The 24,230-nt window shown below is 37.6% G+C and carries 14 protein-coding genes and 1 tRNA gene; 4 read left to right on the forward strand and 11 right to left on the reverse strand.

All coding sequences use genetic code 11. From position 1 onward, the window contains the following. Positions 1-59 precede the first annotated feature (59 nt). The 11 genes from CWC11_RS09505 to CWC11_RS09555 form a co-directional block, all read right to left on the reverse strand. Entirely contained in the window at positions 60-1,316 is a 1,257-nt protein-coding gene (locus CWC11_RS09505; protein WP_138682499.1) for a lipopolysaccharide biosynthesis protein, read from the reverse strand. Further along, entirely contained in the window at positions 1,306-2,316 is a 1,011-nt protein-coding gene (locus CWC11_RS09510) for a glycosyltransferase family 2 protein (protein ID WP_138682500.1), read from the reverse strand. Before CWC11_RS09510 ends, CWC11_RS09505 begins: the two co-directional genes overlap by 11 nt. Before the next feature lie 46 nt (positions 2,317-2,362). Then, positions 2,363-3,412 carry a pseudaminic acid synthase gene (gene pseI, locus CWC11_RS09515; RefSeq protein WP_138682501.1) on the reverse strand — a complete coding sequence of 350 codons (1,050 nt, stop codon included), beginning with the start codon at positions 3,410-3,412 and terminating at the stop codon, positions 2,363-2,365. Between the two features lie 6 nt (positions 3,413-3,418). Continuing rightward, complete coding sequence (gene pseG / locus CWC11_RS09520) at positions 3,419-4,942, reverse strand: UDP-2,4-diacetamido-2,4,6-trideoxy-beta-L-altropyranose hydrolase (RefSeq protein ID WP_138682502.1); 1,524 nt, start codon at positions 4,940-4,942, stop codon at positions 3,419-3,421. Continuing rightward, a complete protein-coding gene (pseF, locus tag CWC11_RS09525) occupies positions 4,936-5,622 on the reverse strand; it encodes a pseudaminic acid cytidylyltransferase (RefSeq protein WP_138682503.1) in 687 nt (228 codons plus the stop codon). Before pseF ends, pseG begins: the two co-directional genes overlap by 7 nt. Before the next feature lie 2 nt (positions 5,623-5,624). Beyond that, positions 5,625-6,785 (reverse strand): UDP-4-amino-4,6-dideoxy-N-acetyl-beta-L-altrosamine transaminase, encoded by a 1,161-nt coding sequence (gene pseC / locus CWC11_RS09530; RefSeq protein WP_138682504.1) that lies wholly within the window; start codon positions 6,783-6,785, stop codon positions 5,625-5,627. 4 nt (positions 6,786-6,789) lie between these two features. Beyond that, a complete protein-coding gene (gene pseB / locus CWC11_RS09535; RefSeq protein ID WP_138682505.1) occupies positions 6,790-7,809 on the reverse strand; it encodes a UDP-N-acetylglucosamine 4,6-dehydratase (inverting) in 1,020 nt (339 codons plus the stop codon). A 109-nt stretch (positions 7,810-7,918) separates the two neighbouring features. Then, the gene (locus CWC11_RS09540; RefSeq protein WP_138682506.1) at positions 7,919-8,893 is read right to left on the reverse strand and encodes a Wzz/FepE/Etk N-terminal domain-containing protein; all 975 of its coding nucleotides are present in this window, start codon (positions 8,891-8,893) and stop codon (positions 7,919-7,921) included. A gap of 142 nt (positions 8,894-9,035) precedes the next feature. Next, the gene (locus CWC11_RS09545; protein ID WP_138682507.1) at positions 9,036-11,711 is read right to left on the reverse strand and encodes an SLBB domain-containing protein; all 2,676 of its coding nucleotides are present in this window, start codon (positions 11,709-11,711) and stop codon (positions 9,036-9,038) included. 122 nt (positions 11,712-11,833) lie between these two features. After that, positions 11,834-12,616 carry a DUF481 domain-containing protein gene (locus CWC11_RS09550; protein WP_138682508.1) on the reverse strand — a complete coding sequence of 261 codons (783 nt, stop codon included), beginning with the start codon at positions 12,614-12,616 and terminating at the stop codon, positions 11,834-11,836. A gap of 27 nt (positions 12,617-12,643) precedes the next feature. After that, positions 12,644-13,462, reverse strand: coding sequence for a mechanosensitive ion channel family protein (locus CWC11_RS09555; protein ID WP_138682509.1), 819 nt, complete (start codon positions 13,460-13,462; stop codon positions 12,644-12,646). A 273-nt stretch (positions 13,463-13,735) separates the two neighbouring features. Between CWC11_RS09555 and CWC11_RS09560 the strand changes: the two genes are divergently transcribed. The 4 genes from CWC11_RS09560 (at position 13,736) to CWC11_RS09575 (ending at position 24,230) form a co-directional block, all read left to right on the forward strand. Next, positions 13,736-13,811 (forward strand) — tRNA-His (locus tag CWC11_RS09560). A 388-nt stretch (positions 13,812-14,199) separates the two neighbouring features. Continuing rightward, positions 14,200-15,525 (forward strand): surface lipoprotein assembly modifier, encoded by a 1,326-nt coding sequence (locus CWC11_RS09565; RefSeq protein WP_138682510.1) that lies wholly within the window; start codon positions 14,200-14,202, stop codon positions 15,523-15,525. 12 nt (positions 15,526-15,537) lie between these two features. After that, the gene (locus CWC11_RS09570; protein ID WP_138682511.1) at positions 15,538-16,662 is read left to right on the forward strand and encodes a FecR family protein; all 1,125 of its coding nucleotides are present in this window, start codon (positions 15,538-15,540) and stop codon (positions 16,660-16,662) included. 38 nt (positions 16,663-16,700) lie between these two features. Then, entirely contained in the window at positions 16,701-24,230 is a 7,530-nt protein-coding gene (locus CWC11_RS09575; RefSeq protein ID WP_138682512.1) for a beta strand repeat-containing protein, read from the forward strand.

Consider the following 24,230-nt stretch of genomic DNA (forward strand, 5'->3'; position numbering starts at 1 on the left):
CACCTATTTGGCGAGGAGTTGGCTGCTTAAGATTAAAAGCTTTAAAAATTTAATTAACATTAAGTATATTTGACAAATGTAAGCCAAGGCATTGAATACACCTTCGCAGACAGTGCCCATGTAGATATAAACCTAATAAGCTGGCCAATAGCATAAGCTTGGGCTACGCCTACTAATCCATTGATTTGAACTAGTATCAGCATCAATACAACATTTACAACTCCTGACAAAATAGTCGAAAATGACAAAAATGCTGTTTTCTTTGAGTAAAAAATGTAATTGGTCACCATTAAATACATACCATTAAAAGCTTGTCCCAAGCATAAGTAACCGATAATCTCACCTGCTTGTTTATATTTTTCACTAGCAATAAAAACAACAAAATAAGGGCCAATAATAAAAGCGAGAGCAGATAACCCTATTAATAAGAGCATAGATAAATAAGTATACTTAACTAAGTTAGCTTTCTCTTTCTCGTTATCACGCTTTAGTAATGCAAAAAGCCAAGGGACAAACGCTTTATTAGCGGCATCAAATACTATCCCCAATACTGAGCTCAATTGATAAGCGACCATATATATAGCAACAGCACTGAGCCCTAAATTTTTATCAAGAATATATCTATCGGCAGACAGCAGTAAAAAGCCACCTAAAACATGTGGGATCAAACCAAAGCCATAATTTAGAATTTCTCTTAGATGATTAGGTTTATTTTTTTCTAAGGTGAAAATTTTATTTTTATGTAGAAGATACGCTGCTACAGAAGCCATAACTATACTTCCCGATAATATAGATAATACCTGCCCTTCAGCGCCCGCACCTAAATAAACAACAAAGGTTAAGGATAACGTAAAAGTTAAAAAAACTTTTATAAAATTAAATACACCATATTTGATCGCTTGTTGCCTAACTTGCCATTGCCCCAACCTGATACTAATAATTGAATTACAAAAACTAATAATTATAGCAAATAATATCCATTGGTAACTAAGGGGTATTATTACTTCAATATGATCTTTAAAGAGAAACACAATAACAGCACTTATCAGTCCACCAATACATATAACCTTAAAAACAGTACCTACAAAACTACTAAAATCACTTTTACAATCGTCATAAAATTTTCTAGTAATTGAGCCTGCGGTACATAATTCAACAAAAACTGGCATTAAAGATATAACCATCATAAATAAAGCGATTTTTCCATAATCATCTTTACTTAAAGCTCTTGTTAAAATAGGAAGAAGGATGAATGACAACCCTGCATTTGCTATATTTGATAGCAAATATATTAAACCATTTTTTTTACTTGCCATGATAAAGTTTATTCACTAATTGAATTGATTTTAATCGCGTATAGAGAATAAATGCGAATAGATAGGGGAATCTCAGTATACAAAAACCAAAAAACTTATATTTTTTTGAAGATTTTTTATAAAACTTATTTTTTGATATGCTCAATTGTTTATTTAAATTATTTATTTCTTTTATTTTATCTAAAGGCACCTGTGAATGATTATTTACTAACCCTAAAAATGTAATGTACACACCCAAGTTATATACTCTATAGTTAATTTCATCCTTGTACTTCGTATAATCCTCTCTTCTTTTAAAGTCTTCAAAAGCCATTACAGCGGTTTTAAAGCGATCAAAATACCTTGGGTTATCCACCACTCTCGTGGTCGAGTTAGGGTTATGTGAATAGAAATAAAAAGCATCATTCACTTTACCCATGTTTTTAGTTTCTGCGGCTAAAAAAAACTGTATGTAATTATCTTCATAAAAAATATTCTCAGGAAAACGTATACTAAGGGCTTTTTTACAAAAAAAGTGTTTTTTAAATATTTTTGTCCATAGACGACCGTAATTACTAAATACGTTATCAAGGTTGTCCAAATTCACACTAATCTCTTTACCTAAAACCCGCTCGCCATCATAGATTAAGTAATCAGAATCAACTACATCATAGTCGCTTGTGAGAGCTTTTTTATAAAGCCTTTCAAACATTTCATTTTTTACAAAATCGTCAGCGTCGACAAAGCCTATATACTCCCCCTCTGCTAAGTCTAACCCTGCATTACGAGCTCCACCTTGCTTTTTATTTTCTGGAAGTGTTATTACGGTAACCTTTTCTGGATTTTTATTACTATACTCACTAAGAATAGCTTCAGTCGAATCTGTTGAAGCATCATTAACAATAATTATCTGAATGTTTTCTAGTGTTTGATTCAATAATGAGTCTACACAACGGCGAATATATTTTTCGCCGTTGTAAACTGGGACCACTACACTCACTGCGAAGCGATTTACTAGCATAAATATTGTCTTCTTTTTAAACCTAAGTTGTTACGATCTAATAAAACTACTTTATTAAACTTTCAGCTAAAGCAGTCCCAGAAGCGATATCTGTATTCGCTTCTTTCCCTATAACATCATATAAATATTTAGGGGCTAAACCATAGCCAGGTCTAATACTTTTTACATTATCATGAGTAAACAGCTCGCCCTCAGCAACATCCTTCACCACGTAAAGTGAGCGTCTGAATATAGCATTCCCTTTTTCACTCTCTTTACGCTCGTAATTTACTTTCCCCAGCGCTTGCCATGCAATTTTAGAGTCTCGGCACAGTTGTAATAACTCTGGTTTTTCTAGTGAAAAGCTATCATCCGGTCCACCACCATTTCTATCAAGTGTTACATGTTTTTCTATTAAACATGCGCCTAATGCCACCGACGTAATTGCTGTAGTATTGTCTATAGTATGGTCTGATAAACCCGTTAGTACATCGAAGCGTTGAGCCATGTCGCTCACAGTGGCTAGATTGTAATCTTCTGAGGGCGCTGGGTAACCACTTACACAATGCAGGACAACAAGTTCTTTGCAACCTGCATTCTTGGCTGTTTCAACAGCCTCTCTAATTTCTTGTTCATTAGCCATGCCCGTTGAAATGATCATTGGCTTGCCTGTCTTTGCCACATACTCAATTAACGGTAAATCAATCGCTTCAAACGATGCTATTTTATAGGCTGGCGCATCTAGCTCTTCAAGTAAATCAACGGCAGTAAAATCAAATGGCGAACTAAAAATTGTGATCCCTAACTCTTTTGCTTTTTTAAATAAAGGCTTATGCCATTCCCATGGCATATGCGCTTCTTCATAGAGATCATATAGTGTGTTTCCATCCCATAAACCACCTTTAATTAAAAATTCAGGATTATCACTTTTCATTGTAATAGTATCAGGGCGATACGTTTGCAACTTTAACGCGTCAGCACCGCACTCTTTTGCCATTTCCATGATTTTAAATGCGTTTTCAATGTCGCCATTATGATTTGCTGACATTTCAGCAATAATATAAGGCGCGTGATCAGGGCCTATTTTTCGGCCATCAATTGTAATAAATTTATTCATAAATCCTCACTCCACCGGTTGTCGAGTAAATTGTTCTTCATTAACTCGTGTGTAGCCTGCACGGCTAAACAAAGTTTGCGATGCGGTATTCTCTTTTAAAACTACAGCGTCTATAAATGCTTTGGGGTGCAATATATCTACCTGCTTTAACGCGTTCTTGGCGATCCCTTTGCCAAAGTGTTCTGGCGCTATAAAAATGGAAATGGTATATGTCCCTTTGTCCGACTTATCTAATCGAACTACGCCAACAGAAGTCGCTTTTTTATCCCTAATAGCAGCTAGCTCTATGATATAAAAGTAGTCATTTTTACTTTCTAATTTTCTTGTCATCCAAGCCGTATGTTCAGCTAAACCCGGCACATTTTTATTAAGTGCATAGCGCCTTGTTTCTGGTTCGCATTGCCAATTATAAACTTGCTCAACATCCTTCAATGTGGCAAACCTTAAATTTAACGTATTATTAAACAACTTATTTATCTGCTTCATAATACGCTCAACTCCTTTTCCATCACATAAATTGAGGTTAATTGATCGCATTTCTGAATAGTTTTTAATTAGCTGTTTATATGCGTTCATTAAATTTTTATTAATAGCATTTAACTCAACACTAATTGCAGCGCCAACAGCTTCTAAGTTTTTACAAATTGTCTGCTGGTTATCAGCAAGTGCAATAACAATACTCGGTAACCCAACACAAGCTCGCTCCCATGATGTTGAGCCAGGTGCGCCTATGGCAATATCATGTTTACACATCAGATCGGCCATATCATCTACAAAATCGAAATGAGTCACCCATGCGCTATTCTCTTCAGCAAACTCTTTAATTCTGTTGTAATGTGGAGCCCTTGGACTAAGTAAAACAGTTGTTTCTGGTGGGCTAATGCTTTGCCTTAAAACTGCGAGTACTTGCTCTGATGCGTTGGGAGCGTCAATGCCTCCCATTGATAAAAGTACACGAGGTTTGTCTACTAATTTGGTATCAAGCATGAGCTGGGATTTATGATGCTTAGAAAAGAGTGGATTTACTATCGCGTAGTCTGTGCCAGTTAAAGCCTCAGCCCTTGGATTTAAATCGCTATACTCGCTAGGCTCTCTGAGTAATGTTTGATCTATAATTAGATCAGCATTGTGCGCTCTCACCAGATCGTCAATTGCAATAATTTTACAGTGATAAGCTTTTTTCACGTTCTTATGCCACTTTGCACCAATAGCATAGTGGTCTGTAATGACTAAATCAGGGTTAGAGAAGGCGGTGGCGCATTCTTTTGCATCTTCGGATTCACTAACTTGCAACCACGCAACATAATCAGCACTCGTGCTTGGTATAACCCAATCTGTAGGTTGTTGTAGTTCATGAACGGCGAAGCCACGCTGCCTTATCAATGAAATTAAATCACCATTTTGCGGACGCGTTGCGAATGTAACGTCATGACCATCTCGTTTTAGCCTATCAGCTAGTACTAAACAGCGCATAATATGTCCGCTGCCTATATAAGAGGATGCATCAGACCTAATAACAACTTTTAGCATTCAATTACTCGGTATAACGCTTCGGCTAAATCCCAGTCTTCAGGTGTATCAATGTCTTGGACCCGTTTGCGAGGCAGTAAAATAGCTTTAGAGTTACTTCCAAATATGGCTTTTTTTTCAAGGAACGCCTCTACAGTACCCCAGTAAAACTGCCCTGCATCATGATACGCTTCTTCAAGATCCTGCGAGCGGGTATTCAAATACTCAGGCTGAAACATTTCTACACATTGCTCATGGTTAAGCTTTAAAGCTCTTTGAATTGGAAAAGGAAAGCTTGTTGCACTAAAAGCGTAATCTATATCCACAGATGTTAGCTCACTAAGTCCTTTTTGAATAAATTCAGGGGTTAAAAATGGTGCTGTTGCATAAATACAACATACGTTTTTGACGTCCCAGTTTTGTGAATCAGTGAATTCAACAGCATGCTTTATTACGTCAAGCGTGGTTGCATAATCATCCGCAATGTTCGCAGGACGCATAAATGGCACTTCTGCACCATATTGTATTGCAACTTCGGCTATTTCTTTATCATCAGTGGATACAATTACTTTATCAAAGCACCCACTATTTAAGGCAGCCCCAATAGAATAAGCAATCATTGGCTTACCATGAAACTCTTTAATATTTTTGCGAGGTATGCGCTTACTCCCGCCACGGGCAGGGATGATTGCTATATTCATAATTAAACTTCTAATATTCGTGTTAATTTACTTACAACTTCATCTTGCTGTTCATAGCTCATACCATGAAACATCGGCAATGAAATAGCATTACTATAGTAGCTTTCTGCGTTAGGGAAATCGCCTTGCTTAAAGCCCATTTTTTGATAGTAAGGCTGAAGATGTACTGGTATGTAGTGTAAATTCACACCAATACCTTGCTCTCTCAACTCATCAAACACTGCTTTATGTGTTTTACTAATTTCATTTAGCTTTAAACGAATAACGTATAAATGTAGGCCTGAATATGTATTTGCTAATTGATAAGGTAAAGTTATAGGAAGCCCAGCTAACTTTTCATAATAACGTGCGGCTAGTTGGTGGCGTGCAGATACAAACTCACTTAAGCGGCTCATTTGCGAAACACCAAGTGCAGCTTGCAGCTCAGTCATGCGGTAATTAAAGCCCAAATCAATTTGCTCATAATACCAACCACCATGTGAAGCATTTTCCATTAATGCTTCATCACGTGTTATTCCATGACTGCGATAAAGCGCCATTTTATCAGCAAGCGCTTTACTATTTGTTAAAGCTGCTCCACCTTCAGCCGTGGTAACAATTTTTACCGGATGGAAACTGAACACGGTGATGTCACTGTATTCACTTGAGCCAATGGGTTGCTCTAAATAACGCCCACCAATTGCATGTGACGCATCTTCAATTATTTTAAAACCATACTGTATTGATAACGCATGGATGGCTTTCATATCGCATGGTTGACCGCATAAATGTACAGCAACTACAACTTTAGGTAATACACCTTCTTTTTTAGCGTGTACTAATTTTTGCTCCAATGCTTTTGGGCAAAGGTTGTAAGTCGCGGGGTCAATATCAACGAAGTCTACCGAGGCACCACAATATAAACCACAATTAGCTGAAGCCACAAACGTGATAGGAGTCGTCCATAATATATCTCCTTCACCTAACTCAAGGGCCAAGCAAGCAATATGCAAAGCTGACGTTGCACTATTAACGGCAAGTGCGTGATCCGCACCGGTCGCTTTCATAAGTGCATTTTCAAAAGCTGGAACTTGTGGCCCCTGCGTCAAAAAGCTTGACTTTAAAACACTTACAACAGAGTCAATGTCTGCTTGAGTTATATCTTGCTTTCCATACGGTATCATTTTGTTAGCCTTGCACTTCAAATGATGGATCTACATGATCAATAATAAGTTTACGCAAACCCTCTACTGTTTCCCATTCTGTATTTGTGCCAGAGTTATATTTAAAACCAAACGGTACTTTTTCAGCTTTATGGTGTGCAATGTACTCATCTTCAGTGTAGGTATACGATACCGACGGTAATATTGCATAGTAAGGACCCAAGTCAATTGTATTTAATGAGTCCGTGTCTGTAATCATCTCTTCGTGTAGTTTTTCACCCGGGCGAATACCAACATCGCGTGTTTCACACTCAGGAGCTACAGCTTCAGCGATATCTAAAATTTTATATGATGGGATTTTAGGAATAAATATCTCACCACCTAAATGATTACCTAATGCAAACATCACTAAGTTAACGCCATCTTGAAGCGAGATATTAAAGCGTGTCATTTCATTGTGCGTTATTGGTAAGATGCCTTCTTTGCGTTTTTCTAAAAAGAAAGGGATAACGGAGCCTCGAGAGCCCATCACATTGCCGTAGCGAACAACACTGAATTTAATATCTTTAGAGCCACGAATATTGTTAGCAGCAGCAAACAACTTATCTGAGGCAAGTTTTGTTGCACCGTATAAATTTATTGGGGCACACGCTTTATCTGTTGATAAGGCAACAACATCTTTAACACCACACGCTAACGCAGCATGAATGACATTCTCAGCACCATCTATGTTAGTACGAATACATTCTGTTGGATTATATTCAGCGGTGTCTACTTGCTTTATTGCCGCTGCATGGATAATTACATCAACACCTTCACACGCCTGTGTTAAGCGCTCTTTATCGCGAACATCGCCTATAAAAAAGCGTAGTTGAGGGTAGTCATAGGCTGGATATTTTTGTTTTATAATCGATTGCTTTAATTCATCTCGTGAATAGATGATTATTTTTTTTACATCAGGGTAACGCGCTAGAATAGTTTCTATAAATTTTTTACCGAACGACCCTGTGCCACCTGTAATTAAAACTGTTTTTTTGTTTAACATAATAAGTTCCTTAAAATATTTCAATATACTTTTGTATCTATAACAAAAGGTATTTTATTTAACTATTTCCAAATCAATTTTTGGTCATTTAATTGCTACCGGGTAAAGACTAAAGCTCATTACTTTTCTTTAAAAAGTGTCTTACTAGCACTATAGCTACACCTAAGACACCTCCAAAAAGAAAACCCAATATGCAAATCAGCGCACGTTTAGGCTTAAATTTTTGCTCAGGAACTAATGCGGGGTCAATTGTTTTAAATACATATTCGTCACGAACGCTCGCAAACATAATTGTCTTGGTTTGCTCTTCTATTAGCTTGTATAATACACTACGAATATCAGCAACTTTAGTTTGCCCTAATTGCCTAGTTAAAAATTCACTGCTTTTATTAGCTTCTTGTACATCTCTAGATTTCATAACAGCATTAATATCTTCAACCAACCAATTAACCCAACGTTGCGCAATTACTGGTGACATATGTTCAATAGATATTGTAATCATTCCACTTTCTTTATTCATATCAGTGGAGAGTAAATTGCTAAACTGTTTATAAGCCTCTTGCATTGATGGCTTAGCCTTTAATGGTGCTTGCACTTTTCTTAACCATAAATCTTCTTTTTTATTATAAATTTCTGGGTCGTACTTAATTATATTATTCACAGGATCCCATGATTTATTAGCCATTAAATCAGGTAAAATATTATGCTTTTGAATAAAATTTGATGTGAATTGGCGCGACTTTAAAACCTCTAATGCTAATTGCGTTTTATTAACTGTACCGCTACTACCCAAATTTACCCCAGCCAAACTCGCGATCCCACCAAACTGACCTGCAAGAGCGCTTAGTCCACCACTTTGCTCTTGTTCAGCTGCTGTCAACAACACCTCTGATTTATATATATTAGGCTGATTTAATGCGTAAAATACAGACGCAATAGAAACCATGCCTGTAATTAAAATAATTAACCATTTACCCTTCCATAATATTTGAAATAGCTCTGTCAAATTAACTTCATCATCAGAAACAACATAAGTAGAGCTATTCTCATTCAGGTGTCTTGTATTTTTTAAATCGTGAACCATGTGAATCTCGTAATTTCAGCTATCAGCTATCAGCTATCAGCTATCAGCTATCAGCTATCAGCTATCAAAATAAAATTAATAGCCTTAATTTAAAGCTATTAATTCAAGATATTTAATAGTGGCTTAGTAAAGCCTAACTTTATTAAATGCCACTTATCGCAGCAACCGCTACACCTAATTGATACATAATCTGCGTTGCAGTACTCCATAATGTCAGCTTATCCATATGACTTGCATCCATTGGAATTACGATTGTATCGCCTGGCTCTAATTGCTCTGAATTATTAGCTGCAAACCAGCCACCTGTATTTGGAATTTTCACCGAGCCATTTGCTTTAATGATGTAAATACTATCTTCGTCAGCACGTTCTTTAAGGCCACCGCTCAGATCAATGTAGTCATCAACACTCACGCCAGTTTTATACAAATGTGAGGTCGAGTAATTAACTTCACCAATTACACTAATTGAATCACGTTTGCTTGGTACATATAAAATATCACCGTTTTGAAGGACTAAGTTTTGCTTATTTTCGACAATAAGTGGTAAGTCGATAACTAAGCGCCCTACAGCTTCAACACTTGCTAAATCATTCAACAGCTTATTCATTTCATCATATGAAAGTGAATTACTGCTTACTGAATTTTGAAAACTTTTTGATGCAATATCGCGGCGTAGCTCTGTAGATAAGCGGGCTAGCTGTTGCTGCTCTTGCTCTTTAATCGAAGCGCGGGTGAATATAGCTGCTTTTTGTTCTGCAAACTCAGAGAAACCGCCTGCGCGCTCTAATAGCTCTGTTAATGTTTCGCCGCGACGGATTGTGTATGTACCAGGAAATCTAAGCTCACCTTTAAGTTCTACTTTTACGTTTTCTTGCCAATTAGGAATAGCAAACACGTTAATGCTGTCTTTACTTTGTAATGTGATATTACTTTGTAGGTCGCCTCGCATCGCGCTTTCTAAATCTAAGCGTAAGTGCTCTATTTTGGAGCCATCGCTTTCAACAATTCGGGTGATTTCTGCTTGTTTTACGTAAGCAGACTCTAACAACCCGCCAGCAGCTGTTACTAAATCACGTACTTCACCGCCTATCATTAACGGATACACTCCAGGGAATGTAACGTTGCCGTTAATTTCTACAAGCTGAATAGCCTGATTAACAGAAGCCTGTTGTTTAAATTTTGCAATAAGTGGGGCTAGTAAATTGTGGCGGCTGAATAAAGCGTAGTCTTCAGGCTTGAGTTCTTGCTCTGCTTCTTCTTTAGCTTTGCGTTTTGACATTTCAGCGAGTGTAAGAGCTTTATTTTCTTCAAAAATAAACTCCTCTTCTTGATTTATACCAATGTATTTTTCAAATTCTTTTTGCTGATATGTATGCCATTGTTCAGCCTTTAACTGTTGCTCTTGCTGTTCTTGGCTTAAAGCCATATTAGAAAGTGCCGATTTTTCAGCTTCTTTTTCTTCAAAGCGGCTAAATACGATTATTTTATCATTCGCTTTTAACGTTAAGTTATTCTCTGGATTCTTTATTATCGCTTGGGCTACATCAAATTGATGCGCTTCTATATCACCATTAATATTTATTTCGCGAATCACTAAGCCATAGCTCAAATCCGCTTGTGGCAATAAGTCGCCTCGCACTGATTTTAAAACATCAGAAATACGTTTACCTTGATGCCACTGGTAGTTACCCGGGCGCGCAACAGCGCCGATTAGGCTAATTGAGTTTTGGTATTGTGCACTAATAGAGTTAAAACGAATTCGATCGCCATCTTGAGGAATGTAGTTTATTTGAGGTTTTGAAAAATCGACAGATAGCACTTCTTTGCGCTCAAAATTAAAGCGTTCCACTAATGCATTTTTAGCGTAAGCTCCAGGTTTAAGACCACCCGCCATAGTTAATAATTGCTTTGCAGTCTCGCCTTTTTTTAGTTCAAATATTGCGGGGCGCTTAACTAAGCCTTCAACTCTAACTTGAGCTCCTACAGGAGGTACGAAAACAACATCGCCAGATTTTAAAACTATATCGTTACTGCTATCACCTTTGATCAGTAAATCATAAAGGTCGAAGTTAGTAATAACTTTACCTGCGCGCTTAACCTGTATATTACGAAGAGAAGCAATATCTGACACACCACCGCTTACAAATAAAGCATGAGATACAGTAGTTAAAGACGATACGCTATAGCTTCCGGGCTTATAAGCTTCACCAAGTACTAAAATACGCATACTACGAAGTTGACCAAGTGATACAAAAGCTTTTACGCCTATGACTTCTTGTTCAACTTTAACTTTAATTAATTCTTTAATTTCGGCAAAGGTTAAGCCTGCAACTTCTACAGGGCTCAAATCTGGAATATTTATACGCCCTTCACGGTCAACAGTTACATCAAAACTGTCACTTTCTTTACCGTAAAAATTTATTTTTAATTGATCGCCTGCACCTACTATATAGGTATCAGGTACTGCCGCATTTTCATTTGGCATAAAGGTTGTAGGTTCGCCTGCAAATAACTCATAACCGTATGGTTTTAATTCATCAGTTTTTGGCTTGAAACGTTCTTCGTCCGTTAAATCTTCTTCTTCCTTTTCAGGACGCTCACCTATAGTTGATTTTTGTTCTTTATCATTTTCTTCATTTGACTGATTTGCACCGGTGATTGTAGAAATATCCACACCATACTGCTTAGCTAGCGCTTCTTGTTGGGCTTTTGGCAATTTTTTAAACTGCTCAATTTGTGAAGCCGTCGGCGTAAAAGCCAACGTACTAAAGCTACAAAGTAGAATAAAAGCACTAATAAATTGTGTAAAAACTTTCACGAGTAGGTATATCCCTAGGTCTACAACCAAAATTGGTGGCTATAATACATTAAATTTGAATAAATAAAAAAGGGACTTTCGTCCCTTTTGTCACTTAAATGTCATTAAACTAGTTAGTTTGGTTAAAAACTGTAAACCAGCGTTAATGAAGTTTCAGTGTCAGTGCTTTCTTCGTCATCAGCAACGTCTGAGTTGTTGGTCACATTAAAAGCAACTTTCATTTGTAATGATCCGTTTATTTTAGCAAGTAACGCAGTTTCTGAGCGTGTTTTAGTATTCGAGTCACCGTATTCTACAGCCACTAATTGAGTAAAACGTGCGCTTTCAGAAATCTGCCAATTGTAATCAAGCTTACCTAAAGCAATTACTTCACTGTCGCTTTCGCCAGCAAGTAGGTTGCCGTTGTCGTCTACTTGAGTACTATCGTCTGAGTATTCAAAAAACTTGTAACCCGGACCAAACTCCGCATTTAACCACATATTTTTTTGGTCAATTAAACGTAAGCCGTAACCAGCAGAAATTACAGATTCTGTTCTATACGCGCCAAAGTAGTCTGAAACGTGTGAACCATAAATGAATAAATGAGAATTCTTTTCATTTAATTTGTAATTACCTTGCGCCGATGCAGAGTACTTTTCGTTAGTACGTTGCTTGTCTTTATCGCCGTTGTCATCTTCTACTTCATCTTCTTTATAGATGCCGTCGATTTTGTACTCGTTATTCCAATTTTCTAGGTTATGTAATACTTTAAGACCGCCTTTTAAGGTAGTTGTTTCAGTATTACCACTAGTGATGATTGCACCTACTTCACTAGTTACTTCCCACGTTTTTCTCTCTGCGTCTTCAGCGAATGCGTTAGTTGCAGCAGATGCTGCAACTAAAAGTGTTAAAAACTTCAATTTCATTAAAAATAACCTATTTGATTCTAAAAATTAGTCTTGTTTGTGTAAATGAACATCCATTTGTGGAAATGGGATTGAAATATCTGCATCGTCTAATGCTATTTTAATATTTTCCATTAATGACCAGTATGTTGGCCAGTAATCAGCAGAGTTAACCCAAGGGCGAACTACAAAGTTTACGCTAGAATCACCTAACTCATTAACAGCGACTGTATAAGCTGGATCTTTAAGTAAACGAGTTTCTGCGTCTAATACTGATTTTAATACTTCTTTTGCTTGGCGTAAATCAGCATCGTAGCCAACACCAATAACTAAATCGATACGACGTGTAGATTCTCTCGAGAAGTTAGTAATAGCTCCCGACATAATTTGAGAGTTAGGAACAATGATTACTTTATTATCTGGAGTGCGTAACTCAGTTGAGAAAATTTCGATTTTCTTAACAGTACCCATTTTACCACCAGCCTCAACAAACTCACCTGATTTAAATGGACGAAGTAAAATAATTAATACGCCAGATGCAAAGTTAGATAACGACCCTTGAAGTGCTAAACCAACAGCTAAGCCCGCGGCACCTAAAATAGCAATAAATGAGGTTGTTTCAATACCAATCTGCGAAAGCGCCATTAAAATTGTTACAGCAAACACAAGTGTAAATACTATGCTTGCAACAAATGAACCGACAGCTTTGTCTACTTTCTTTTTAGCAAAACCTTTTTCAGTTAAGTTAGAACAAAATTTAGCAACACGACTACCAATTAAAAATATAACAAGCGCTACAACAGCTTGAATACCATAATGTAAAATTAGGCCTGAGTTATCATTAAGCCAATTAAGTACTGAATCCATATTTACTCCAAATTATTTTTTAAGCGTTTTTTTCCAGACATGATTATACATTAATTTACAATTCATTCTCATAAAATAGTAAATTAATACTATAAACATGGTGTTTTTTGATTTTTTAGCCAATATATTCGCAGCGCATACTACTTATTATTTATGAACTTAAGATGTTTGTTGTTCTTTTTTTAGTTTTTTTATTAATTTTAGCTTTTAGGGCTTCCCAAGGTTTATTATTTTATGTATTATGCGCGCCACACCAAACAAGGTGTTGTAGTGGCGGTTGTAGCTCAGTTGGTAGAGCCCCGGATTGTGATTCCGGTTGTCGCGGGTTCAAGCCCCGTCAATCGCCCCATTTTTTCCCTCCTTTGCATTTATCTAAAATAAAAACTAAAAATCTTACTCTACAAAATTTTTCAGCAAATCGTTAAGCTATTTCTAAGTTGTTTAAACCAAACTAACTATTTACATTTATTTAATAACCACCCAATCTGCTTTACATATAAATGGAAAGTGCTACCTTGGTTATAGTTTAATACCAATTCGCTTAATTAAGTGATCTATTTTGAGGATGGAAAAACGTATTGATAGCTAGGCAAAAAATTCGCTATTTAGTTGCTCTAAATGAGAATTTTTTAACACAGTTAGCGACACGTTTAGCCCCGCAAAATAATTAAGTATTATTGCGGATGGGTATAAAAGCTTTTAGTACTAGTTCACCTTTATAGGATTTTCACACCGGCATGATCAAGCACCTTATTTTTAGTTTATTACTTAGTTACCTTGCTTTGCATAGTTTAAACGCTAAAGCTCAAGACAATGTTTCTTATGTAAAATTATTAGGTGAATTACAGTATTTAATTTCTAATAAACAGTATGCGGAAGCATATAAAAACAGTCAAAAAAATTATAAATATTTAGGTGAACCTGATTTCGATTATTTGTTGGGAATTTCAGCTCTTAATTCAGGTGAATCGGCCCCCGCTGTATTTGCATTTGAAAGAGTCGTTGAAGACAAACCTCAATGGTATGAGGCACGTTTATATTTAATTAAATCGTATATTGCGGCAAATAATTTACCGGCAGCGAATTCTCAAGCTTTAGTTATAATAAATACTAAGACTTCGTCAGATAGAGTGAAAACGGCTGCGCAAACTTTATTAAATATATCTCAACGTAAACAACGCACTACTGCACGCTCGTTTAACCAAAGTATTGAGCTTGCTTATGGTGTTGATGATAACGTTAATGCGGGTACATCAGAAGATACTATTTTAATTCCTAATTTAGGTGAGTTTTTACTTTCTTCTGATAGTAAAAGTACCAACGACAACTATGTAAAGCTAAATTACAAAGGGCGTTACTCACATCCGATTGATCAACAAAGTTCATTATCTATAGGTATAAATACTGACTGGTATAAATTTAATGAGCTATCACAATACGATCGTATAAATACTCATTTATCTGCTCGCTATCAGCACCAGATAGACAATACTCGCTGGTATGTGCAGGCCGGTGTTACCCCTTTATTATTAGACGGCGATCTATACAGAACTGAAACAACATTAACTGGCGGAGCTAGCTACCAAATAGATAAACAGCTGAGCCTGTTTGGTGCATTAACTCTGGGTGATATGAACAATTCGTTTGATGAAAAGTTAGACAACTCTTTTTATTCACTCAATATTGGCGCTAGTTACATGTCTAGTAGGTGGCTGCAGAGTGTTAGCGCAAGCCATAAGAGCGAAATTGCTAGTATTGATGACGGTGACTTTAATGCGAGAAATATTAATGGGATTTACTACCAGGTAACCGCATTACTTGCTCAGCAATGGCGATTATCAGCTCAAACTGGCTATCAGTGGATTGAATATCAAGATGAGCACCCACTATTTATGCAAGATCGCGATGATAACTTATTAATACTTTCAAGCTCATTACGATACCTGATTAATAAAAGCTTAGCACTGCAGTTAGCATTAAACTATCAAGATAAAACAAGTGATATTTCGCTGTTTGAATACGACCGCTTTGATACTAATTTAAGCGCTAGTTACTCATTTTAATTTAAGGTAATTATGAAACATTTAATCCCAGTATTAACCACCTTACTTTGTGTGAGTTTCTACTCGCAAGCTAATACCACAGCTGCTGGCAAAACTATTTTAGCAAGAGGTGCTGTAGTAGCAACCGATGCGACCTCCGAGCAGCAAAGATCCTTAAAGCGCCGCGACACTGTATATGGTGTAGACAAAATAACGACTGGTGAAAAAAGTAAGGCTCAGTTTTCGATGTCTGATGGTGGCTTAATTGCTTTAAAAGAAAATTCAGTACTAAATATTGCCAACTATGAATTTGATGCGGCTACGCAACAAGGCTCTGCGTCAATAGAGCTAATTAAAGGTGGGTTACGTTCTATTTCGGGCGTTATAAAAAAGAACGGTGGTTCTTATAATGTTAAAACGCCAGTAGGCTCTATTGGTATACGTGGTACACACTTTGAACTACAGCTAGTAAATGGTGATATGTATGTTGCAGTATGGGATGGTGCTATCGACCTTACTTTACAAGACAACAGTATTTTATCTCTTGGTAGTAATGAGGCGTTTTCTTTTGCACAAGTAACTTCTGTAGGGGATGTAATTAAGACCACTCAAGCACCCGCTATTTTTACTCAGAGTATAGCCTCTATTAACAGTAATGATGAATCAGAAGCTGAACAGGATCAAATAGCAGAAAATAGCGCTTCAGAAAATAATGAAGATGCCGATACTTTACTTGCAGATGTATACGCAGAGCAACAGTTTCAAGCGGTTAGTAATGCTGCTTTAATTGATCAAATAGCTCAACGACAAGGTATTTATAACTATCAAGCATCTAGTTTTGACGTTTCATCAAGTTTAGGTGAAGTAAGTGATTTTTCTATGTCTATGTCAGTCGACTTTGACAACGGTACTGTTCCTGACGGAGAAATAAGTTTTAATGATGCTGGCGGAAATTGGTACGCTGCTTATAGTGGCTTTATTGATTTAACCAAATTAGATTTGGCCGTTACTTTTGCCTCACATAATAACAATAAAGCAGTGGGTGAAATTGATGCTATTTTTTTAAATGATATAGATACTATCACTGGTGATTTTAACCTTAATGAAATAAGTAACCCCGCAGTAAATTCCTCAGGTTCTTTTAGATTAGAGCCCTAACAGAATAGAATATAAAGCTTTTTATTGGAGTACGTAGAATGACAGCAAAAAACCCTTTTTTGCTCGGTTTAATGGTTTTTTTGCTAAGTGCTTGTGGCGGCTCCTCTGAGGAGGCAGCTCAACAAGAGTCTGTACCAACACCTGAAGGTCAAGAGTCTCCGACTCCCTCAATTAACACAATTAACCTAACGGGTGTTACTGGTGAAACTATCACAACTAAAGTGCTGGTTTCTGGTGCTGTTTCTACAAATAGAGGTGTTGTAGGTTCAAACGTAGCTAATTCTCAGGCTACTATTACCCTTTCTCAACTAAATGAAATAATACAAGGTAATATTACCTTTTTACTTGGCGTATCGGACCCTGACGGTATAGACGCAGTAAATTTAGTGCTTCCAAGCGTTAATAAAAGCTTGCCTATATGTACGCAAGAGTGTGGTACTGATTTTGAGCAATCAGTAATAGGACTTAGCCCTTATTTTTATGGCATTGATGCAGGTGATTTACGCCTAGAAATATGGATCACTGATAACCTTAATAACCAAGTACTGGCCGATGCTATTACTGTAAGTTGGCAACCTTATAAAATTGAAGGTACTACTGCACAGCGAGATGAACAAAATATAAACCTCTCATGGCAGGAAAATGAAAACTTAAACCGTTATAACGTCTACTTAGCGACTGAAGCGGGCGTTACGACAATCAATATAAATGATTTAGAAAACGGCCAACAATTTTTAGGTTTATCTGGAACAACATTTAGCATTAGCGATACTTTAACTGATAAAAGCTATCAAATTTTAATCACCGGAATTGATGGAAGTGGCGAAAGTGGCTTTGCTGAAGTAATAAATATCGCTCCTTTAGGTGGTACCTTAAACTTTGCTCCAAAAGCATTTAACGATCAATTTGAAGTTAATGAAGACCAAGCGCTGCTAAATAATGTATTAACTAATGATACAGATGAATACCAAGGCGATCTTACAGTAAATACTACTGCATTAGTCAGCCCACAACATGGCAGTGTTATAATAAATTCAAGCGGCGAATTTACTTACACTCCACGCGCTAATTTTAATGGTATTGATGCTTTTAGTTACCTCGTAATTAACGAGCTTGGTTTGACAGATACAGGTATTGTAGAAATAACTATAAATGCTGTAAATGATGTACCAAGTGCACTTGATAACACCTATAACATAAACGCCGACGGTACTTTATTTGTCACAGCTCCTGGTTTATTAGCCAATGATAGCGACATTGATCTTGATACACTTACCGTTGATACAACACCTGTAACCTCTCCTCTTAAAGGTAACTTAACACTCAATACAGATGGTAGCTTTGAATATACAGGAAGCGCCAACATGCAAGGCACTGATAGTTTTCAATACCGTATTTTTGATGCTCAAGGTGCTCAGGCAGTTGCAGATGTAACAATCAATCCTTTAGATCAAAATAGTCCGCCTTCTGCATCTAACGATAGCTATAGTGTTAATGAAGACAACACACTTGTTGTTGACGCTGCGCTAGGGTTACTAGCGAACGATACGGATCCTAATAACGACACCTTTATTATTGATGATACTTATTTAGTTTCACCCGCTCATGGCCAATTATTTTTAGCCACAGATGGGAGCTTTTCATACATCCCTGATCCTAATTATTATGGAATTGATGAATTTCAATACCAAGTAATTGATACATTAGGCGCCACGGCAACGGCAACGGCAACACTTACAATTAATAGCACGCCAGATAACCCGATTGCGCAGAATGACGAGTATCAATTTCAATATAATCAAACTCTCAGTATTACAGCTGAAAATGGCTTACTGAAAAATGATGTAAATATAGAGTCTGGCGGACTAACTATTAACACGACCCCAGTTGTAAATGTGCAAAGTGGTACACTAACGCTGAGTAATGATGGCTCATTTACTTATGAGCCAAATTTAGATGCATTGGATGTAGATAGTTTTACTTATTCAGTTACTAATGAGCAAGGCTTAGCAGCCACCGCACAAGTGATACTCACTAAAACAGGCTCAAACTCTCCAGCAAAAGCTAATGATGATCAGTATACGTTAGCTGAAGACAGCCCTAGCACAATATTAAATGTATTAGAGAATGATACTGATGCTAATGGCGATACAATTACACTTATAAACATTACAAATACTGTTGGCACAGCGCAGATTGTAAATAATAGTATTGAATATACACCCGAGCCTAATTACTTTGGTGAAGTCACTCTAAGCTATACAATTTCTGATGGAATTGCAGATGATGCGCCGCAATCAAGTACTGCAACGGTAAGACTGACAATTATACCTATAAATGACGCGCCTATAGCCACCTCAGATAGCGCCTCAATGATAGAAGATGCATCACCTATATTAATTGATGTACTCGCTAACGATAGCGATATAGATGGTGATAACTTAACAATTACACGTGCTGTTACGGAACTAGGCATGGCTTCTGTTGTTGAGAATAAAATAGAATATACGCCAACGCCGAATAGTAACGGAGTAGCAATTGTTTCTTATACAATATCAGATGGTAACGGAGCTAGTGCGAGTGCCAATTTACAAATAACTATATCCCCAACCAACGATGCACCAGTGGCTAATTCAGATAGTATTACAATTGCTGAAGATACTCAGGGAGCGCTAATAAATGTGCTCAGCAACGATACAGATATAGATGGTGACAGCTTAAATATTAGCTCAGTTGTGAGTGATATTGGTAATGTGGCAATCCTAAACAACCTAATTCAATATACGCCTAGTGCTAATGAAAATGGCACCGCAACAATTAGTTATACTTTAACAGATGGCATAGCAAGTACTACTGGTACGTTAACAGTTACAATTACACCCGTTAATGACGCACCTATAGCCAATTCAGATGCAGCCACTATTTTAGAAGATGCCACAACTACTAACATTAATGTATTAAGCAACGATACCGATGTAGAAAACGATTCTCTGTCTATTAGTTCGGCAAGTGCAACTACAGGGTCGGTCTCTGTCGCGGGAAGTAACCTTGCTTATACCCCAGATGCAGACTTTAACGGGCAAGCAATAGTAAATTACACACTAACTGACGGCGCAGAGTCGACTGTTGGTGTGCTAACTATAACGGTTACGCCAGTAAACGATGCCCCGGTTGCTAACACTGATACTGCCACTATTTTAGAAGATGCCTCTCCTACCAGCATTAATGTTTTGAGCAATGACACTGATGCCGAAGCTGACTCGCTGACCATTACGACTGTTTCAGCTAATATAGGCAGCGCTGTAGTTGTGGGAGATCAGGTTCAATATACTCCTGAAGCTGATGACAATGGCACTGCAATAGTGACTTACACAGTTAGTGATGGAGATGCCGCTACATCCGGCACGCTCAACATAACAATAACACCAGTTAACGATGCACCTATAGCCAATTCAGATGCAGCCACTATTTTAGAAGATGCCACAACCACTAACATTAATGTATTAAGCAACGATACCGATGTAGAAAATGATTCTCTGTCTATTAGTTCGGCAAGTGCAACTACAGGGTCGGTCTCTGTCGCGGGAAGTAACCTTGCTTATACCCCAGATGCAGACTTTAACGGGCAGGCCATAGTAAATTACATCCTAACTGATGGCGCAGAGTCATCCACTGGTGTGCTAACCATAACGATTACCCCAGTGAACGATGCCCCGGTTGCTAACACTGATACTGCCACTATTTTAGAGGATGCTACCGCAACAAATATAAATGTACTAAGTAACGATACTGATATAGAAAACGATGCACTTTCTATTAGCGATGCAAATACTGTAAATGGCACAGTCACAGTTTCTGGGGCGAGTGTTGTTTACACACCTGAAGCCGATTTTAATGGGCAAGCCATAGTAAATTACATCCTAACTGATGGTGTAGAGTCAACCATAGGCGTATTAACTATAACGGTTACGCCAGTGAACGATGCACCTGTTGCTAACCCAGATACTGCTACTATTTTAGAAGATGCTACCGCAACAAATATAAATGTACTAAGTAACGATACTGATACTGAAAGCGATGTACTCTCTATCAGTGCAGTAAATGCAAGTTCTGGCTCGGTTTCAAGCTCAGGTAATGATGTTATTTTTACACCAGAAGCAAACTTTAGCGGCCAAGTAACTGTAAATTACACGCTAAGTGATGGCGCAGACACAGCCACTGGTGTGTTAACTATAACGGTTACGCCAGTGAATGATGCACCGGTTGCTAGCGCAGATACAGCCACTATTTTAGAAGATGCTACCGCAACAAATATAAATGTACTAAGTAACGATACTGATGTAGAAAACGATGCACTTTCTATTAGCGATGCAAACACTGTAAATGGCACAGTCACAGTTTCTGGGGGGAGTGTTGTTTACACACCTGAAGCCGACTTTAACGGGCAAGCAATTGTAAATTACACCTTAAGTGATGGCGCAGAGTCTGTTACAGGTGTATTAACTATAACAATTACGCCAGTGAATGATGCACCGATAGCTAACGCTGATAGTGTGACATTAGATGAAGATGCACCAGCGACAATTATTGATGTATTAAGTAATGATACCGATGCTGATGTAGGTGATACTCTATCATTAACTGCAGTAATCGCCGATATAGGCGCAGTCAGTATTGAAAGTAACCAAGTTAAATACACCCCAGACTTAAATAACGAAAATGCAGCAACAGTAACGTACACATTAAGTGATGGTACCGATGATGTGCAAGGTAATTTAACCATTACTATTACACCGGTGAATGATGCACCCATTGCGATAAACCAAACATTTTCAATTGGAGAAAATGCAATTGACGATGAAACAATTGGTACTATAGCTGCATCCGACATTGAAAATAACACCCTTAGTTATAGCTTAAGTGGTGGTGAAACAGGGCTATTTAATATAAACAGCACCAGTGGTTCATTGAGCGTAAATGGTACACGCCCTTTCAATTATGAAACGGCTACACAACACTCTGTAAATATTGATATTACAGATGATGGTTCCCCAAATGAAACGACAACAATCACTGTTACTGTAAATATTACTGATGAAGTCGATCCGCTAATTCCGGTGGAAGATGACACATTTGGGCGCCCTCTTAGTGGACAAATAGACCTTTCTCGTGTTTTTTCTGATGGTGAATTTAACGATAGTATCGAGCTTAATACCAACCTTTATTTTGTTGGTTACAATAACAATGAAGACGCAGATATTATTGTTGCCTCTTACACAAATGCAGGTGATGTAAACACTGCATTTAATGGCACCGGTTTTAAAACTATTGACCTAGGGGAAGATGAAAAAGGCACTGCTATCATCTCTGGTAATGGTGAGCTATTTATTGGCTACACAAGCTTTAATGGAACAGAAACAGAAGCGTGTTTATTAAAAATGAGTGCGACAGGTATTGTTAGTGCAAATTCAGGTGACGGCAATTCAGGTACTAAATGTACAACACTTGCAAGCGAGTCTGTAATAAACGACCTAGAGTTCACAGATAATAAAGTGCAAGGTGTGGGCTATTCGGTAAATGGCTCAGACAAAGACAGTTTATTTCTTAAATACGATATCTCTACTCTCGCTTTTGAGTCTGGAAGCCCCGGTATTGTTGATGTCAGCGGCAATAACGATGATGACGAGTCGCATGCTATTAGAAATTTTGGAAACTCAAATCTACTTGTTATAGGTAGTGCAATAGGTGAGGAAAACGATTTAGATGTAACAGTTAGATATCTTATTCCTGATGGCAACAATAGCGGAAGCTTTAATTCTGGCGATGCGCTTATAATAGACTTATCTGATGAAGAGGGTGACGATGAGCTACTTGCCATTGGCGGCGTAGATGCGGTTAATTTTACTGCTTATTTAGGGGGTTATATTACTCGCTCATCAGGTGAAAAAGAAGCCGTAATGATCTCTGTTGATAGCAATGGCGATATTGATGAGAATATCGGCGATGAAGGTATCGCGATTTATAATATTGATGGAGACTCTGGTGCCGGTGACGGCGGCGCAATTATTACCGGCGTAAAATATGCTTCTATGAGTAATCAGCTAATACTTTCGGGCACTACAGGAGTTGATGCCAGTGATACAGCTCAAAAAGAGCAATTGTTTACTGCGCGCGTATCAGTGAGTGACGGAGAGCTTGATGCTAGTTACGGTGCTTCGGGCATTAATATAATCTCAAACGTAATTAGCCATCAATCCGCTAACGCTATTACTATTGATGAAAATGATAGCGTATGGCTCTCTGGTAAATTTAACGATTCAACTAATGAGCCTTTTATAACCTCAATAACTAATGACGCAAGCCTGTTTACTAACTTTTCAACAAATGGTTATACGAGCTTGAATAATTTGACTGTGAGTTCAAATGATTTATCTATGAACATGTTGCAACTCAAAAGTGGTGCTCAAGCTAATAAATATTTAAGTGCCTCTGTTGTACAATTTAATGCTACTAATAAGCTGGTTTTAACCCGTTATACGAGTGTTGGAATTATTGATACAAGCTTTAGCATTGATGGAATTAAGGCACTCAACATAAATGTAGCGTTTAAAGCCGTTACATTAAAAGAGCTTAGTGATGGCAGTATCATCATTGCTGGTACGCAAATAAATGGTTTAACGGAAGAAGGCTTTATAGCAAAAGTAGACCAAGATGGTTACTTAGATGACAGCTTTGCTACAGAGGGTATTTACACTTCGGTAGGTATTTTTAATAGCGATATAAACTTTACTGATGTAGCTATAGATAGCGGTGGCTATATAGTTGCTGTAGGCACTTCAACTAGTGTATTAAGTGTTACCCGCTCATTTGCGACTATGTTAAAAAGTGATGGCACATTAGAGAATAGCTTTGGCGCAAGCGGAGCTTATTACGGCAATATAGATGAGTTTTTTGAAACGCTATATATAGATATAAATAAAGATATATTTATAGCCGGTAAACAAGTATCAGGGAGTGATTCACAATTAATAATGCTAAAAATAGACGATGATGCTAATGAAATATTTACTTATACTGACACCCGTATCACTGCAGATATAACTGATAGCGCTACAAAAGTATTGGCCGATAGCGCAGGAAACCTTTACTTAATTGCAAACGAGGGCACAACGCCTAATCAAGCAGTTATTATTAAATTAGCCCCTGAGGGTAACGAAGATCCAAGCTTTGCCGCGAGTGGTGTGGGCCAATACCAATTAGCACCAAGCTCCGATACTAAAGTTACCGACGCAGCGTTAGATACTTCAGGCAATATAGTTTTATCTGGTATGAGTGAATCAAAAGGCATGATTGCACGTATTTTAGCTGACGGCACACTAGACACTTTATTTGGCCCAAATGCCCTTGGCTATTATCAAGCTGAACAATGCGATAGCACCCATCAATTTACATCTATGCTTTTACAAACTGATGCTCAAGTTGTGCTTAGCAGTACGTGTTTTGACGGCACATCTAACAATGTAAGTGTGTCTAAGTTTGATTTCTACGCAGATGGAGTTAAGCCTTAA

The organism is Pseudoalteromonas sp. S3178, from assembly GCF_005886985.1.
Taxonomy (GTDB): Bacteria; Pseudomonadota; Gammaproteobacteria; order Enterobacterales; family Alteromonadaceae; genus Pseudoalteromonas; species Pseudoalteromonas carrageenovora.